Genomic DNA, 16,794 nt, shown 5'->3' on the forward strand with positions numbered 1-16,794 from the left:
CTATGGCGAAAACAATTCAAAGATTGCTTATTGTTGTGCTTACGTGTGGTGCGCTTATCGTGCTGTTTGCAGCTGCTGTAAACACAGGTACACTTAAAGTTGCTCCATCGCAGTTGTTTAGCGGTTTATTTATCAGTTACGATGATACGGTAGCAACTATTTTTGACTTGCGCTTTCCACGTATTTTTATTGCTTTGTTGGGCGGCGCGGCGCTTGCGGTATCAGGCGTGTTATTGCAGGCGGTTATTAGAAACCCTCTTGCCGACCCTGGTATTATCGGTATTAACGCAGGTGCAGGATTTGCTTCCATTTGTGTAGCGCTGTTTGCGCCTGTGCTGTTTTATTTCACGCCTTTGTTTGCTTGCTTAGGTGGCATTCTTGCGTTTTTGCTGGTGTATGCGTTGTCGTGGCGTGGCGGAAGTTTGCTTCCTATTCGTATTATTTTAGTAGGTATTGCAACGGGAGCGTTATTTTCAGGTTTGTCTGCAGCATTTTCTGCAGGTACAGGCGGTGTTATGAGCGGTGTTGCTAAGCTTATTGATGCCAATATCACTATGAAAACATGGAGTGACTTTAAAACACTTGCAGCCTATGTCATTCCGTTTTTGCTGGTAGCGCTGCTTTGCGCAAAGCGTTGCGACCTTTTGATGCTTGAAGACAAAACCGCTCGCTCGCTTGGTGTTGATGTGGGTAAAAGCAGACTTTTTATTTCGGCAGTTGCTGTTGTGTTGGCATCCATTTCAAGCGCTATTATAGGTCCTATTAGCTTTTTAGGGCTTATCGTGCCGCATTGTGCGCGTTTGCTGGTAGGTTCGCACCATCGATGGCTTATTCCTTACAGCTGTATATTGGGTGCTTTTATGTTGTTGTTTGCTGATACGCTTGGGCGCGTTATTGCTGCTCCGTATGAAATAAGCGCTGCTGTTATTATGTCGGTAATCGGTGGACCTGCATTTATTATCTTATTATTGAAAGCGCGTGATACGTATGGACAATAATCAAGCCGCATTTACGCTTTCTCACGTTAGTTTTTCGTACGGGAAAAAGCAGTTATTTTCCGATTTATCGCTGAGTATTCCCGAGGGGAAAATTACAACGCTTATCGGTGCGAATGGATCGGGCAAAACAACATTGTTTAACCTGATGACAAAAAACTTAAAGCCAGCACAAGGAACTATTCTTTTGCGCGAGGGCAACGTTTCACAATTGCGCTTATCTGATTTTGCCCAGCTTGTTGCTATCGTGCATCAAAATAATACTGCACCAGGTGATATTACCGTTGAACAGCTTGTGCGCTACGGACGTTTCCCCTTTCATGCTCATCGCTCTCGTATGCTTACTGCACGTACTCATGAACACGCTAATCACAAAACGCTGCATCAAGTATTGCGTGAAGAGGACGAGCGCATGGTTACCTGGGCACTTGAAGTATGCTCGCTTAACGAGGTGCGCAGCTGTGCAATTAATTCGCTTTCAGGAGGTCAGCGTCAGCGTGTGTGGATAGCTATGTCGCTTGCCCAGGGAAGCGACATTGTGCTCCTAGATGAGCCAACAACCTATCTTGATGTTCGTTTTCAGCTGGAAATTTTGCAGCTTATGAAAACGCTTAATGGTACGTATGGTAAAACGATTATCATGGTATTGCACGATATTAACCAAGCGATTCATTATAGCGATAATCTTGTTGCGCTGCGTGAGGGCACGGTTCTTGCTAGCGGCGCGCCGTGTGAAGTGCTATCTGAACAGCTCATTGAGCAGGTATACGGCGTGCATTTGCGCCTTGCGCATATCGACGCGCTACCCTTTGTAGTTACTGTGTAAAACCTGTCTTGTGCACATTGATGGTATTAGTATATTTTGTTACATTTTATGTGCATTCAGCTATTAACTGGGTAAAGGTCATCGTATGAATAGCACACGCGACACAACATCCACTGCTGCGCGCGAAACAACAGCCGCAGCTTATGTACCCGCAGCCAAAAACACTCACGAACCCGCATCTTTGGTGGTGAAACCATGGGGAAGCATCAAGATAGGTGCTTTGTTGCTTGCTGTTCTATCAGCGCTCCTGTACAGCTTGAGTATTCCAATATCGAAAGTGCTACTTGAGCATATCGACCCGCTGATGCTTGCGGCAGCGTTGTATGGCGGCGCTGGTTTGGGAGTAGCCGTGTGGTATGGAGTTGACGCGCTGGTAGCGGGGAAACACAAGCGCACGCACACACAGTGTGCTGATGCGGAATACCCCAGCAGCGTACAAACACAATCATCGCTTTGCGTATCGGATATTTGGTGCGTGCTTGCAATGGTTGTCCTTAACATTGCATCGCCCATTTTGCTGTTGTTTGGCATACAGCTATCGTCGGCGTCAAGTGCGTCGCTGCTTAGCAATTTCGAGATTGTTGCAACGGCGCTCTTTGCATTTTTGCTCCTTCGCGAACACATGAGCAGGAAGTTTATTATCGCACTGGCGCTTATTACCTGTTCAAGCATCATTTTGAGCGTGCAGGTAGACGGCGTTCCTGAATTTTCGTGGGGCTCGCTTCTAATTGTACTTGCAACAATGTGCTGGGGCCTTGAGAACATCTGCACGCGAGCGCTGGCTTCCAAAAACACGTTTCAGGTGGTCATCGTGAAAGGCTTGGCGTGCGGAGCTGGCGCACTAGCGCTCGCGTTATTCTTTCGCGCACCGCTACCCAGTGCCGTTATTCTGGCATCGTCCCTGATAGTAGGCTTTTTATCGTACGGCGTAAGCATCTTTTTGTACATTCGCGCGCAGGACGTTTTGGGAGCTGCGAAAACAAGCGCCTGCTATGCAGTGGCTCCGTTTATCGGTGCAGCGTGTTCGATGCTTATAATGCGTGAGCGATGCGACGCGTTCTTTCTGATTGCGGCGTTCATTATGTTGTTCGGAAGCATTTTGGTGGCCTACGATACTATTGTGCGACGTCACGTTCACGTACATACGCATACTATCACGTGTGATGTGAACGGAACCCATCAGGTAATTACTATTACGCACGAACATCCGCACTACCATCTTGATGGACAAGACGGTCATACGCATATGTTCTCGAATCAGGGTTTTTCTATCAAATAGTACGAAGCATAATGTGTATGCGCTTGGTACATGTTTGCGTTTCCTGTATGCTTTCCTGCGGTTTTCTTCTTCGCGTGACACCTTGTTGTCAATCCTCAAAATAACAACATGAAGTATAAATCTATATTGAAGATAACAATATATTGTGCTAGACTGTCTTTCACTTCATTAAGGAAAACCTATGTATAGAAGGAACGATGCGTGCTTGAACGCGCGTTAGCGCAGCTTCTCGTGCTAGAGCTGCGTACCGTGCTCGTTTGGCGCGTGTACTTAGAGAGGAATACTATGCAAACTGTTTTACGTGACGCAGCATCGTCTCAATCGCCTGCGGAATACGCTTACGCTACTTCTCAGGGCAATATGCGTGCCGTGAACTGGAACCGCTTGCAAGATGAAAAAGATCTTGAAGTATGGAATCGAGTGACACAAAATTTTTGGCTTCCAGAAAATATTCCTGTTTCAAACGATTTGCCATCGTGGAGCGAGCTTAATCCAGCATGGCAGCAGCTTATTGTGCGTACGTTTACAGGTTTGACGCTGCTTGATACCGTGCAGGCAAGCGTGGGTGACATCGCGCAAATTCGCCATGCACTTACCGATATTGAACAGGCTAATTATGCAAATTTTGCCTTTATGGTTGCAGTTCATGCGCGCTCATATGGCACGATTTTTTCAACCTTATGCAGCTCTCAGCAAATTGATGAAGCGCAAGCGTGGGTTGTTAACAATGAAGCGCTCCAACGCCGCGCAAAAGTGCTTATTCCGTTTTATACGGGCGACGATTCGCTGAAAAGCAAAGTTGCTGCAGCTCTTATGCCAGGCTTCTTGCTGTATGGTGGATTTTATTTGCCGTTTTATTTGTCGGCGCGCGCCAAGTTGCCTAACACGTCCGACATGATTCGTCTTATTTTGCGCGATAAGGTAATTCACAACTATTACAGTGGATACAAGTATCAACAGAAAATTAAGCTTCTGCCTACTGACCAGCAAGAACATATGAAGCAGTTCGTCTTTAACTTAATGTACCAGCTTATCGATTTGGAAAAAGCGTACCTTTACGAGCTGTATGAGGGCTTTAATTTAGCCGATGAAGCGATTCGTTTTAGTATTTATAACGCTGGTAAGTTTTTACAGAATTTAGGTTACGATTCGCCCTTTAGTGAAGAAGAAACACGCATTTCACCTGAGGTTTTTGCCCAGCTTTCAGCACGTGCCGATGAGAATCACGACTTTTTCTCGGGTAGCGGTTCGTCATATGTTATTGGCACGACAGAAGAAACAACCGATGACGATTGGGAGTTTTAGTATGAATACCTTGCATGTCGTTTATTTTTCATCGCCATCTGAAAATACGCATCGGTTTGTAGAAAAGCTGCACGCAAGCGCCACGCGTATACCTTTTGATGGTACGCAGCATGTGCGCGTTAATCACGATTACGTACTTATTTGCCCTACGTATTCAGGTGGTGGTAAATCGGCACAAGGGACACTTGATACGCGCGGTGCTGTTCCTAAACAGGTTATTCAATTTTTAAACGATGAACATAATCGCGCTTTGTGTCGTGCCGTAATTGGCAGTGGCAATACGAATTTTGGCGACAGTTTTGCCATTTCAGGGGCTATTATCGCGCAGAAACTGGGTATTCCTATGGCGTATCAATTTGAACTTTCTGGCACGCGTGAGGATGTTGCACGTGTTCAGAAGCTTATTGATGGGGAAGTGGAGCTACCTGCTTGCGCTGTGCCCTCAGCAACTCATTCACACGAAAACGAAAGGTAAGGTTTGCATGTCAACGCCTACATCCGATTCTTATATTGCGCTCAACGCGCTTACTCGTTTTAAAGACCAGGAGGGTCACTTCCATTTTGCAGCCGATAAACAGGCTGTTCAGCAGTATATTGCTACTCAAATTGAGCCACATCGCAAAACATTTGCATCTGTTCGCGAGCGCCTTGATTATCTTGTGAGCAACAACTACTACGACGAAGCGGTACTGCATGCCTATGATAAGCCGTTTCTTGAAGAACTTTTTGCACTTGCGCACGCGCAGCACTTTGAATTTCCATCGTTAATGGGAGCAATGAAGTTTTATACCAGCTACGCCTTGCGCAGCGATGATAAAAAAACCTACCTTGAATGTTTTGAAGAACGTGCGGTGATGTGTGCTTTGTTTCTTGCACAGGGCGATACTTCGCGTGCTCGCGCGCTGACGCTTGATATTATTGCGAATCGCTTTCAGCCTGCAACGCCTACATTTTTAAACGCGGGTAAAAAGCGCCGCGGCGAGTTCATCTCGTGTTATTTGTTGCGCATTGAAGACAATATGGAATCGATTGCACGCGGTATTGCAACCAGTTTGCAGCTGTCAAAACGCGGTGGCGGTGTGGCGCTCTGCCTTACCAACTTGCGTGAAACGGGTGCTCCCATCAAGGGCTTTGAAAACCAAGCAAGCGGCATTGTGCCTGTTATGAAGCTTCTTGAAGATACGTTTTCGTACGCTAATCAGCTTGGTCAGCGACAGGGAGCTGGCGCAGTATACTTGCACGCACATCACCCTGACATTATGCGTTTTCTTGACACGAAACGTGAAAACGCCGATGAAAAAGTGCGCATCAAGTCGCTTTCCTTGGGTGTTGTTGTGCCGAATATCACCTTTACGCTTGCGAAAGAAAACAAGGATATGGCGCTCTTTTCGCCTTATGACGTGCAGAAAGTATACGGTTGCGCTTTAAGTGATATATCGGTGAGTGAAAAATATGACGAATTGCTTGCCTGTGACCAAATTAAGAAAACCTATATCAGCGCGCGCAAATTCTTCCAAACTATTGCCGAGTTGCAATTTGAGTCGGGCTACCCGTACTTGCTGTTCGAAGATACCGTAAACGAGCGTAATCCGCACAAAAAAGCAGGTCGTATTGTTATGTCGAATTTGTGCTCGGAAATTGCGCAAGTGTCAACGCCCAGCACGTTTAATGCCGATTTGCAGTTTACGCATATTGGAGAAGATATTTGCTGCAACTTAGGTTCTTTGAATATCGCAGCTGTTATGGACGCTGCCCCTGATTTTCCACGTATTGTAAAAGATGCCATTTATGCACTTGACAGCGTTTCGCGCTCATCCGATTTACAGTGCGCACCGTCTGTTAAGAAGGGTAACGAACGTAATCACGCTGTTGGCTTGGGTGCCATGAACTTGCACGGCTTTTTAGCAACGCACAAAATAGCGTACGCTTCTGCTGAAGCGGTTGATTTTACCGATATGTTCTTTTATACGCTTGCGTATCATGCGTTTAGCGCATCATGTGACCTTGCACAAACGATGGGTGCTTTTGCTGGATTTGAACAATCGGAATACGCCGATGGTAGCTACTTCAAAAAATATACAGAACACGATATAACACCTGCTACAACGCGAGTTGCCGAGCTTCTTCACGAGTGTGGCTTAGCACTTCCTACGCGTGAACAGTGGATTGCTCTTGCAGCGCGTATTGCAAAGGGTGGTCTTGCGAATGCGCATTTGATGGCAGTTGCGCCAACGGGTTCGATTAGCTATTTGTCGTCGTGTACGCCAAGCTTGCAGCCTGTTGTATCTCCTGTTGAAACACGCAAAGAAGGCAAAGTGGGCCGCGTATATGTGCCTGCGTATAGCATCGATAACGACAATTATCGCTATTACGAACAGGGTGCCTATGATGTTGGCTTTGAAGCGATTATCGATATTGTGGCTGCTGCTCAAAAGCATGTTGATCAGGCAATTTCATTAACGCTTTTCATGACATCACAAGCAACAACGCGCGATTTGAATCGAGCGTACATCTACGCGTTTAAGAAAAAATGCAACTCTATTTATTATGTGCGCATTCGACAAGACGTGTTAGAGGGAAGCGAACATTTGGAAAGCGATGAAGTTTTTGCTCCGCCGCAGGGCGACAAGCCGTTTCGCTGTGATGGCTCGGCTGAGTGTCAGGCGTGCATGATTTAGTGTGCGGGAGCGTGCCAGGTGTGCCAGCTGTAACGAGCGTTCGCACCCCCCGTGCATTTGCAACCGCTACCAGTGCATCGTTCGTTTCCGCTGCCTGCGTTGCCCGCGCCGTCCGTTCGCGACCGCCACGTGCGCCAGATATTTGCGTGTACATAATTGAGTAGTGTACAATTGTTACAGTATGGTACATCGTAAATTTATCGCGCACACAGGCGGCTGCTTATTCTATTGTGTGCTACTATAAGAACTGACGTAATTATGCGTTACTGTGCTTCTTATCCCAGTTCGTGCGTATATTTATTGCAGGAACATGCAAGAAGCTTTACGAAGAGAAAGGTTTATCGATGGCAACACTTACTCCAGAGATGAAAACATTTATCGAGAATAATTTAGCATGGATTGCAACGGTCAGCCCTGACGGTGAATTAAATATTGGCCCAAAAATGTCGATGTATGTCGTTGACGACAATCACCTTGCTTTTCACGAGCGTACCGCTGGTAAGCATTATCACAATATGGTTGCAGGCAGTCCTCTTGTTATTGCTTTTGCTAATTTGGAAGAAAAGGCTGGCTATCGCTTCCGCGGCAATGTGGTGCTGCACACCGATGACGATTTATACAAACAGCAAGTAGAAGTTGCAAATCAGCGCGGTACCAAAGTTCCTGCTGCTATTCCTGTGCTTGAAATTACGCGCATTGAAGATTTGTCAGCAGGCGCAAAAGCGGGCACAACTATCGCTTAACAGCATAGGTTTTAGTGAGTTAAGAGGCAAAACGCACATGAAACAAAGCATCGTGTTACATAAGCGCGCCATCGAGGCATTTGAAAATCCTGATGTCGTGCGTCACCGACTGCAGCGTGCATGTGTTGTTTTGCCTGCTGAAGTACGCGATCTTATTCGTAGGCGCTATCCGCATGAAATTCCGTATTCTATTCATGTAATGGATGACACGACCGTATTTTCTATTCCTCTTGATGATGAGGCGCGCTATTGCGTTTCTATTCCGTTTTTGCAAGTGTTCAATGAAAGTCTTATCAATTTCATGCGTTTTGCCGAGCACGATTTACAGCTTGATGTCGTGCGTATTTTCTTTGGACTTGAGAAACTTATTTGCGTTTACAACACGTCGTATACGTATAAAAATGGAAATGTGTATGTTGTAGAGGCGAAGCATAACGCTATTGGCAAGAAAAGCTTGGCGCATGCTGAACCGGTGCTTCCTCCCTCCAAGCAGGCAGTATGTGATGATTTACTGATGCGTGTTTCCGCGATTAAAGATATTTCGTCGTGTGCTCAGCGCGCGCGTTATTTTGAAAGCATTCAGCGCAGCGTTATGTATGATGTAGCGGATATTGCTATTGTCTACGACAGAACATCGCTTGATTTAGACACCATCGATGAAGAGTTTCGTCAGCTGTGCAATCAAGTGCACGGCATTCAAGACGACGGTCCTGGTTCTGGTATAACTGATTTATAGTTTCCTTTGGTATTATATGGTAGAGCGTTGGAACACGTGGTGTTGTATCGTGTGGCTTTTTGCCATGTGGCGGTGTGCTGTTTGGTAGTGAGAAATTTAGTACGCTACCATGTGCCGTGCGCTGTTTGATAGTGGCGAGCTTGAAGTTGTACCGCCGCGATTCATGGAGCGTAGTGAACATTACCATCCTCACGCGTGCGGATAATAGCTTTGGCGTTTGCGCAGCTGCTTTGGCTGTGCTGCAAGCAATTTCATTTGATAGAGAAAAGGGATAGGTATATATGGCAGAATTTATTGAAGGGAAGCGCCCGATTATTGAAGCGCTGCGTGAAAATGTGCCACTTATGCGTATTCTTATGGCAGACAATCTTAAGCGCGATCCTTTGGTACAAGATGTGTTGCGCAAAGCCAAACAACGTAATGTTCCTGTTGAAAAAGTTCCACGTCAAAAGCTTGATGATATTTCTCAGCGCGGTGTTCATCAGGGTTTTATTGCCTATACTGAACCCTTTACGTATGTGGGAGTTGGCGATGTGATTGCCCGTGCTGTGCGCGCCAACAAAGACGATAGTAGTAATCACGATGCACAATTAGTAGTAGTGCTTGACCATATCACCGATGCTGGAAATTTAGGCGCTATTATTCGCAGTGCAGAATGCGTTGGCGCAGCTGGTGTTATTATTCCGAATAAGCGTTCGGCGCGTGTTGATGCTACTACGTATAAAACCTCTGCCGGAGCGGTGGGACATCTGCCGATTGCTCTTACGGCAAATATCACACAAGCGCTCAAACGTTTGCAAGAAAACGGGTTTTGGACCGTGGCTGCAACCGAACATGCCTCAGAGGAGTTGTGGAGCGTAAATTTGCATGGCAATATTGCGCTTGTGCTTGGTAATGAAGCGCAAGGAGTTTCTCGTTTAGTGCGTGACGTATGCGATTTAGAAGGACGTTTGCCCATGCGCGGTAAGGTGTCTTCGCTTAATGTTGCACAAGCTTCAACAGCGTGTATGTTCGAGTGGGTGCGTCAGAATTTCTCGTAAGATGAAACAGCACGCAATGTCTTGTGCCACGCAATCTGCAGGGCGCCTAACACCGCACGCATCCGCGCGTTTTGCCGCGCAGCCAGCTTGTGCGACGCCTGTATATCGCCGTTCTCAGCGCAAACGCGTGTTGCTGATTGACGGATATAATGTGCTGCGATCGGGCACGTATTATACATGCGGTTCGTCAGATCATACCGATGACTTTTTTAATGCTGCTCGTGAACAGCTGATTAATGATGTGCTTCAATTTGCAGGGCACGATTATAAAGCTACCATCGTGTTTGATGGAGCAGGGAACCGCTTTTCCGATGGCGCACCGTTGCGCATTGGAGGCATCGATGTGGTGTTTTCGCCTGCTGGAGTATCAGCTGATAAAGTTATTGAACGGCTTGCTCATTGCGCGCGCGAGTCGGGTGCGGAAGTGCTGGTTGTGTCAAGTGATGCAACGGTGCAAGATACCGCCTTTGGTCTGGGTGTTGACCGCATGAGTGCACGTGGCTTTTGTGTGGAAGTAAAGCGTACTTCGCAGGAAAACCATGTAACGGAGTGCCCGCATAGAACCATAAAGCGTACGGTTGCATCGCGTATTCGCCCTGAAAGCTTGAAAGCTTTGCGAGAATTGCGTGATAGCTTATAGCGTTAAGAGGGCTTACACTGTTGGTTCTTACGTTTTTGTATGCAGAACAGGTTTGCACGCCCACTTGCATTTCAGTATGCTAACTGTTTCTAGTAGCATTTTTGAGCCGCGCGCGGTGGTGCTCCTTTGCATTTGTGCGAGCTGCTGTCTTTTGCGTTCGCGCGCATCGTCCTTCAAAAACAGATAAATTACATACTTTGAAAAAGTTTTTCTTGACCTTCATCTTTTTACATTATATTCTGTAAAACTGTACTTTTTACAGAATCAAAGGTGCAACTAAAGGAGGAGAAACCTCGTGGCTCAAGGACAAAATCCTAATTTTACCAGCCGATACAGAAGCCGCAGAAGCTTTGCAAAAATTCCAAGCGTTATGGATGTGCCTAATCTTATTGCCATCCAAACTGAAAGCTTTAAGTGGTTTACTACTGAAGGTATCGATCAAGCATTTGCAAGCATTAGTCCTATCGAAAATTCTGCGAAGGACATGAAAGTTGAATTTTTAGGACATCGCTTTGGCGAGCCTAAACATTCCGTTGATGAGTGCAAAGAAAAAGACGTTTCCTATCAGGCGTCACTGTATGCGCGCGTAAGCTTAACGAACAAAGAAAACGAGAAAACTGAAGAAGACGTCTTTATGGGCGATTTTCCTCTGATGACACCGCGTGGTACCTTTATTATCAATGGTACTGAGCGCGTTGTTGTGTCTCAGTTAGTCCGTTCACCTGGCGTGTATTTCTCAAGTGAGGCAGATAAAACATCATCGCGTACTATTTATGGCGCAAAAATCATTCCTAGTCGCGGCGCGTGGCTTGAATTTGAAACCGATAAGCGCGATGTGTTGCATGTTCGTATTGATCGTAAGCGTAAACAGCCTGCTACCTTGCTGGTACGTGCTCTTGGTCTTGCTGAAACGCGCGAAGAGATTATCGAGCTTTTAGGTTCATCTGACATGGTGTTGCGTACGCTCGATCGCGATCCTGCTACCACGCGCGATGAGTCGCTTATCGAGTTGTACAAGCGCTTCCGTCCTGGTGAGCCTCCTACCATTGATTCTGCGTCAAGCTTACTTGACGGTTTGTTCTTTAACCCTGTCCGCTACGACTTAGCTGCTGTTGGACGTTACAAAATCAACAAAAAGCTCAAACTTGACCAAAGTGAAACAGCATCCACGCTTACTCACGAAGATATTTTGCGCACGATGAAGTACATTATTGCGCTGCACGATGGGCAATCAGGCTATACAACCGATGATATTGACCACTTTGGGAACAGGCGTATTCGCACCGTTGGTGAACTTATCCAAAACCAGTTCCGTATTGGTCTTTCGCGTATGGAGCGCGTGGTTCGCGAGCGCATGGGTGTTCAGGAATCAGATAGCGTAACTTCGCAATCGCTTATTAACATTCGCCCGATTGTGGCATCTATCAAGGAATTCTTTGGTTCATCACAGCTTTCGCAATTTATGGATCAAACGAACCCTGCGGCTGGCATTACACACAAGCGCCGTTTGTCAGCCCTTGGACCTGGTGGTTTGTCGCGTGAACGCGCTGGCTTTGAAGTGCGTGACGTTCACAATTCGCACTATGGGCGCATGTGTCCTATTGAAACGCCTGAAGGTCCAAACATTGGTCTTATCGGTTCGCTTGCTACATATGCGCGCGTTAACAAGTACGGCTTTATTGAGTCGCCGTATCGTCGCGTTGTTGATGGCAAAGTAACCGATGACATTGATTATCTTACTGCTGATGAAGAAGAAAACTACGTCATTGCTCAGGCAAACGAGGCATTCGACCCTGATACCCGCGTGTTTGGCACGCGCAACGAAAAAGGCGAATTTGTTCCTTCGAAACGTATTTTGTGCCGCATGAAAGATGCATCGGGCGTGTTTGGTGAGCCGGGCGAAGTTCCGCCTGAAAACGTGAACTACATGGACGTTTCTCCACGTCAGATAACATCAGTTGCAACATCGCTTATTCCGTTTTTGGAACACGACGACGCAAACCGCGCGCTTATGGGTTCAAACATGCAGCGTCAAGCAGTGCCGCTGCTGCGTCCAACTGCGCCTTTAGTTGGTACGGGTATCGAACATCGCATTGCTGTTGACTCGGGTGAAATTCTCGTTGCACAAAACCCTGGCGTTGTTGATTACGTTGACGGTCAAACGATCATCATCCTCAATGACGATGGCGAATACGATGAGTGCCTTATTCCAAAATTCCAGCGCTCAAATCAAAGTGGTTGCATTAACCATCGTCCGCTGGTGCGTAAGGGTGATCGCGTTGAAGCAGGTGACGTGCTTGCTGATGGTCCGTCATGCGATGGCGGCGAGCTTGCGCTTGGCCAAAACCTGATGATTGCATACATGCCGTGGGAAGGTTACAACTACGAGGACGCTATTATTGTTTCTGAACGCGTTGTGTCTGAAGATTTGCTTACATCTATTCACATTTCAGAGTATGAAATTGATGCGCGCGACACGAAATTAGGCCCTGAGGAAATTACACGTGAAATTCCGAACGTCAAAGAGTCGAAAGCAGCGCATTTGGATGCAGACGGTATTATTCGCATCGGTGCTGAAGTGGGACCCGATGACATTTTGGTTGGTAAAGTAACGCCAAAAGGTGAAACCGAGCTTACAGCCGAAGAGCGCTTGCTGCGCGCCATTTTTGGTGAAAAGGCACGTGAAGTACGCGATACGTCGCTGAAAGTGCCTCACGGTGCGGGCGGACGCGTTATTGGCATTAACCGCTTCTCGCGTGAAAACGGCGACGAATTGGCGCCTGGCGTAAATGAGCTTATCCGCGTGTATGTTGCACAAAAGCGTAAAGTGCAACAGGGTGACAAACTTTCTGGTCGTCACGGTAACAAGGGTGTTATCTCGCGTGTATTGCCTGTTGAAGACATGCCTTATATGGCAGATGGTACGCCTATCGACGTTATTTTGAACCCGCTGGGTGTTCCTTCGCGTATGAATGTTGGTCAGTTGCTTGAAAACCACTTGGGCTGGGCAGCTAAATGGGGCTGGTCAGACAAGGAAAAAACCGACGAAGTGGTCGAAGGCCCGCTGTATGTTTCAACGCCAGTATTCGACGGCGCAAACGAAGACGAAATTTCAAATGCTATTGAGCATGCAAACCGCAACCTCATCAATTTGAACCACAAACGTTTTGGCGATCTTGCGCGCGATGAATTTGTTCCGCAGCTTTCGCGTACTGGTAAAACGTGGTTGTATGACGGCCGTACGGGCGAGAAGTTCCGCGAGCCTATTACGGTTGGTCAAACCTACATTTTGAAGTTAGGCCACATGGTTGACGATAAAATCCACGCGCGTTCAACGGGTCCATACTCACTTATCACACAGCAGCCGCTTGGAGGAAAAGCCCAATTCGGCGGCCAGCGTTTCGGTGAGATGGAAGTATGGGCGCTGTATGCGTACGGTGCTTCAAATGTATTGCAAGAAATTCTTACGATTAAGTCGGACGATACGGTTGGACGTAATCAATCGTATGAAGCAATTCTTGATGGACGCAATATTCCAGCTCCTGAAGTGCCTGAATCGTTTAAGGTGCTCGTTAAGGAAATGCGTTCCTTGTGTTTGGATGTTGAACTTGAGAAAGAAGACGATGACGCGCCTGCTACAGAAGAGGGTAGCGTAAGTAGTACGTCTGCGCAGCAAAGCGATAGCGAAAGCGCTACCGATGATGCGCACAGCGAGCATACAAGCATGTTAGATGACGTTGCCGAAGGACTGGATAATCTTTTGATTGATACACCTGATAATCACAGCGGAGAGGAGCGATAATGTCAGCGGATTTCGATATTACTAATTTTGATGCCATTCGTATTTCTCTCGCCAGTGCCGAAAACATTCGCGATTGGTCGCGAGGAGAAGTAAAGAAACCTGAAACTATTAACTACCGTACTTTGAAACCAGAAAAAGATGGTTTGTACTGCGAAAAGATTTTTGGACCTACCAAAGATTGGGAATGTGCGTGCGGCAAGTATAAGCGCGTTCGTTTTAAGGGTATTGTCTGCGAGCGCTGCGGTGTAGAAGTTACGCGCGCGAAAGTACGTCGTGAACGTATGGGACATATTGAGCTTGCAGCTCCGGTAAGTCATATCTGGTATTTCAAAGGTACGCCGTCACGCTTGGGCTATTTGCTTGATATTACGCCGAAAGATCTGGAAAAAGTTCTGTATTTTGCCAGTTCAATTATTACATCAGTCGATAAAGCTGCCCGTGAGGAAGACCTCGATGAGCTTCGTGATGAGCTTGCTGCCGATCTTGAAGAGCTCGATAACGAGCGCGATAAAGTAATCGAAGACTTGCGTCGTCATTCCACTGATTACGTTCCTGCAGAAGATGAGTTTGTCGATGATATCGATCAAGACGACTTACTGAGCCCTGAAGAAGTAGAATCTGAAATTGCTGATGTGTATGACGAGTTCAACGAGCGTAAGGCTTTGCGTCAAGATGCCTTTGAAACGTTCCAGCACATCGAACCAAAACAGCTGCTTTCTGATGAAGCGCTCTATCGCGAAATGCGCACAAATTACAGCGACTATTTCAAAGGCGGCATGGGTGCTGAGGCAGTACGCGACTTGCTTGATGCTATCAATCTTAAAGAAACATCCGAGCAGCTGGTTGAAGTTATCGCAAGCGCAAAAGGTCAAAAGCGTGCAAAGGCAATTAAGCGCTTGAAAGTTGTTGATGCGTTTTTGAAGTCGGGCAATAACCCTTCTAACATGATTCTTGATGTTATTCCTGTTATTCCGCCCGATTTGCGTCCTATGGTGCAACTTGACGGTGGTCGTTTTGCAACAAGTGATTTGAACGACTTGTATCGCCGCGTTATCAATCGTAATAACCGTTTGAAGCGCTTGCTTGATTTAGGTGCGCCTGAAATTATCGTAAATAACGAAAAGCGCATGCTGCAAGAAGCAGTTGACTCGCTGTTTGACAATGGACGCCGCGGACGCCCGGTAACTGGTCCTGGCAATCGCCCGCTGAAGTCGCTTTCCGACACGCTTAAAGGTAAGCAAGGACGCTTCCGTCAAAACTTGCTGGGTAAGCGCGTCGACTATTCAGGCCGTTCTGTAATTGTAGTTGGCCCTGAACTGAAAATGCATCAATGCGGCTTGCCAAGTGCGATGGCGCTTGAGCTGTTCAAGCCCTTCGTGAAAAAACGCTTAATTGAACTGGGAATTTCTGAAAATGTAAAAGGCGCAGAAAACGCGATTAACGAAGGCCGCGAGCAAGTTTGGGACGTTTTGGAAGAAGTTATTCGCGAACATCCTGTACTGCTTAACCGCGCACCTACGCTGCACCGCTTAGGTATTCAAGCATTTGAACCAGTACTGGTAGAAGGAAAGGCAATTAAGCTTCATCCGTTGGTATGTACGGCATTTAATGCCGACTTTGACGGTGACCAAATGGCTGTTCACGTGCCACTTTCATCTTCTGCACAAGCAGAAGCACGCGTGTTGATGCTGTCGACAAACAACATTAAATCACCTGCACATGGACGCCCTTTAACGGTTCCAACGCAGGATATGATTATCGGTTTGTACTACCTTACCGCTGCGCGTGATGGCTTCCCTGGCGAAGGCCGCGCCTTTATCGATTTCGCTGATGCACGCGCTGCGTATGATGCACGCGCCGATGTCGATTTGCAGTCGAAAATTTTTGTTCGCCTTACGCGCGATACAAAAGTGGCAACCGCCTTCAACACCTTCGAGGACTATAAGGCTGGTCAGCGCTTGGAAACCACCATCGGCCGTATTACGTTTAACGACGTGTTGCCTGATGATTATCCGTTCTTGAACTACGTTATGAACAAGAACGAAATCAGTCGCTTAGTGCAAGATGTGTGCAACACCTATTCCGACTCTGAAGTGCCATCTATTCTTGATGGTTTGAAGAGCGCTGGCTTCCATTATGCTACGCGAGCAGGTGTTACCGTTTCGGTGTATGACGCTACGATTCCTCCGAAAAAGAAGGAAATTCTTGCAGCTGCCGATGAAAAGGTTGCATTTATCGACGACAATTACGAGTGGGGCTTGCTGTCTTATGACGAGCGTCACGGCAATATTGTTGATATTTGGAACGAAGCTAACGAAGAAGTGGGCGAAGCGATGGCCGAGAACTTCGATCGCTTTAACCCCATCTACATGATGGCATTCTCTGGAGCTCGTGGTAATATCAAGCAAATTCGTCAGCTTGCAGGTATGCGCGGTCTTATGTCCGACCCGAAAGGTGAGATTATCGACCGTCCTATTAAAGCTAACTTCCGCGAAGGCTTAAGCGTGTTGGAATACTTTATTTCAACGCACGGCGCGCGTAAAGGTTTGGCAGATACTGCATTGCGTACCGCAGACTCTGGATATCTTACACGCCGTTTGGTTGACGTTGCGCAAGACGTTATTATTCGCGAAATCGATTGCGGCACAAGCGATGGAGTTTTGTATGAGCTTCACAATGCAAAAGGTGAAGTTGATGAAAACTTGGTTGGCCGCTGCTTGCTTGAGGACGTTGTTGCGCCTGATGGTGAA

The 16,794-nt window shown here is 47.0% G+C and carries 12 protein-coding genes; all 12 read left to right on the forward strand.

The window, feature by feature from the left end; all coding sequences use genetic code 11:
• The first annotated feature begins 2 nt into the window (after nucleotides 1–2).
• Entirely contained in the window at nucleotides 3–998 is a 996-nt protein-coding gene (locus tag HMPREF3190_RS00585; protein WP_066779211.1) for a FecCD family ABC transporter permease, read from the forward strand.
• Complete coding sequence (locus HMPREF3190_RS00590; protein ID WP_066779218.1) at nucleotides 988–1,821, forward strand: ABC transporter ATP-binding protein; 834 nt, start codon at nucleotides 988–990, stop codon at nucleotides 1,819–1,821. Before HMPREF3190_RS00585 ends, HMPREF3190_RS00590 begins: the two co-directional genes overlap by 11 nt.
• 85 nt (nucleotides 1,822–1,906) lie before the next feature.
• Complete coding sequence (locus tag HMPREF3190_RS00595) at nucleotides 1,907–3,100, forward strand: DMT family transporter (protein ID WP_066779220.1); 1,194 nt, start codon at nucleotides 1,907–1,909, stop codon at nucleotides 3,098–3,100.
• Nucleotides 3,101–3,385: 285 nt separating this feature from the next.
• Entirely contained in the window at nucleotides 3,386–4,405 is a 1,020-nt protein-coding gene (nrdF, locus tag HMPREF3190_RS00600; RefSeq protein WP_082715036.1) for a class 1b ribonucleoside-diphosphate reductase subunit beta, read from the forward strand.
• Nucleotides 4,386–4,880, forward strand: a complete 495-nt coding sequence (gene nrdI, locus HMPREF3190_RS00605; RefSeq protein ID WP_156425667.1) for a class Ib ribonucleoside-diphosphate reductase assembly flavoprotein NrdI — start codon at nucleotides 4,386–4,388, stop codon at nucleotides 4,878–4,880. The genes nrdF and nrdI overlap by 20 nt, the downstream gene beginning before the upstream one ends.
• Nucleotides 4,881–4,887: 7 nt before the next feature.
• Nucleotides 4,888–7,083, forward strand: coding sequence for a class 1b ribonucleoside-diphosphate reductase subunit alpha (gene nrdE, locus HMPREF3190_RS00610; protein WP_066779223.1), 2,196 nt, complete (start codon nucleotides 4,888–4,890; stop codon nucleotides 7,081–7,083).
• Nucleotides 7,084–7,427: 344 nt separating this feature from the next.
• Nucleotides 7,428–7,826 carry a pyridoxamine 5'-phosphate oxidase family protein gene (locus tag HMPREF3190_RS00615; protein ID WP_066779226.1) on the forward strand — a complete coding sequence of 133 codons (399 nt, stop codon included), beginning with the start codon at nucleotides 7,428–7,430 and terminating at the stop codon, nucleotides 7,824–7,826.
• A gap of 37 nt (nucleotides 7,827–7,863) precedes the next feature.
• Complete coding sequence (locus HMPREF3190_RS00620) at nucleotides 7,864–8,562, forward strand: hypothetical protein (RefSeq protein ID WP_066779230.1); 699 nt, start codon at nucleotides 7,864–7,866, stop codon at nucleotides 8,560–8,562.
• Nucleotides 8,563–8,843: 281 nt separating this feature from the next.
• On the forward strand, nucleotides 8,844–9,602 hold the full coding sequence (gene rlmB, locus HMPREF3190_RS00625) for a 23S rRNA (guanosine(2251)-2'-O)-methyltransferase RlmB (protein ID WP_066779233.1): 759 nt from the start codon (nucleotides 8,844–8,846) through the stop codon (nucleotides 9,600–9,602).
• A gap of 16 nt (nucleotides 9,603–9,618) precedes the next feature.
• Nucleotides 9,619–10,242, forward strand: a complete 624-nt coding sequence (locus HMPREF3190_RS00630) for a YacP-like NYN domain-containing protein (protein ID WP_082715037.1) — start codon at nucleotides 9,619–9,621, stop codon at nucleotides 10,240–10,242.
• 295 nt (nucleotides 10,243–10,537) lie between these two features.
• Complete coding sequence (gene rpoB / locus HMPREF3190_RS00635; protein ID WP_066779236.1) at nucleotides 10,538–14,044, forward strand: DNA-directed RNA polymerase subunit beta; 3,507 nt, start codon at nucleotides 10,538–10,540, stop codon at nucleotides 14,042–14,044.
• Nucleotides 14,044–16,794: DNA-directed RNA polymerase subunit beta' (locus tag HMPREF3190_RS07195; RefSeq protein WP_082715030.1), on the forward strand; the 2,751-nt coding region annotated here is incomplete at its 3' end. The genes rpoB and HMPREF3190_RS07195, both read left to right, overlap by 1 nt.

It is taken from the genome of Umbribacter vaginalis (assembly GCA_001552935.1).
Taxonomy (GTDB): domain Bacteria; phylum Actinomycetota; class Coriobacteriia; order Coriobacteriales; family Eggerthellaceae; genus Berryella; species Berryella vaginalis.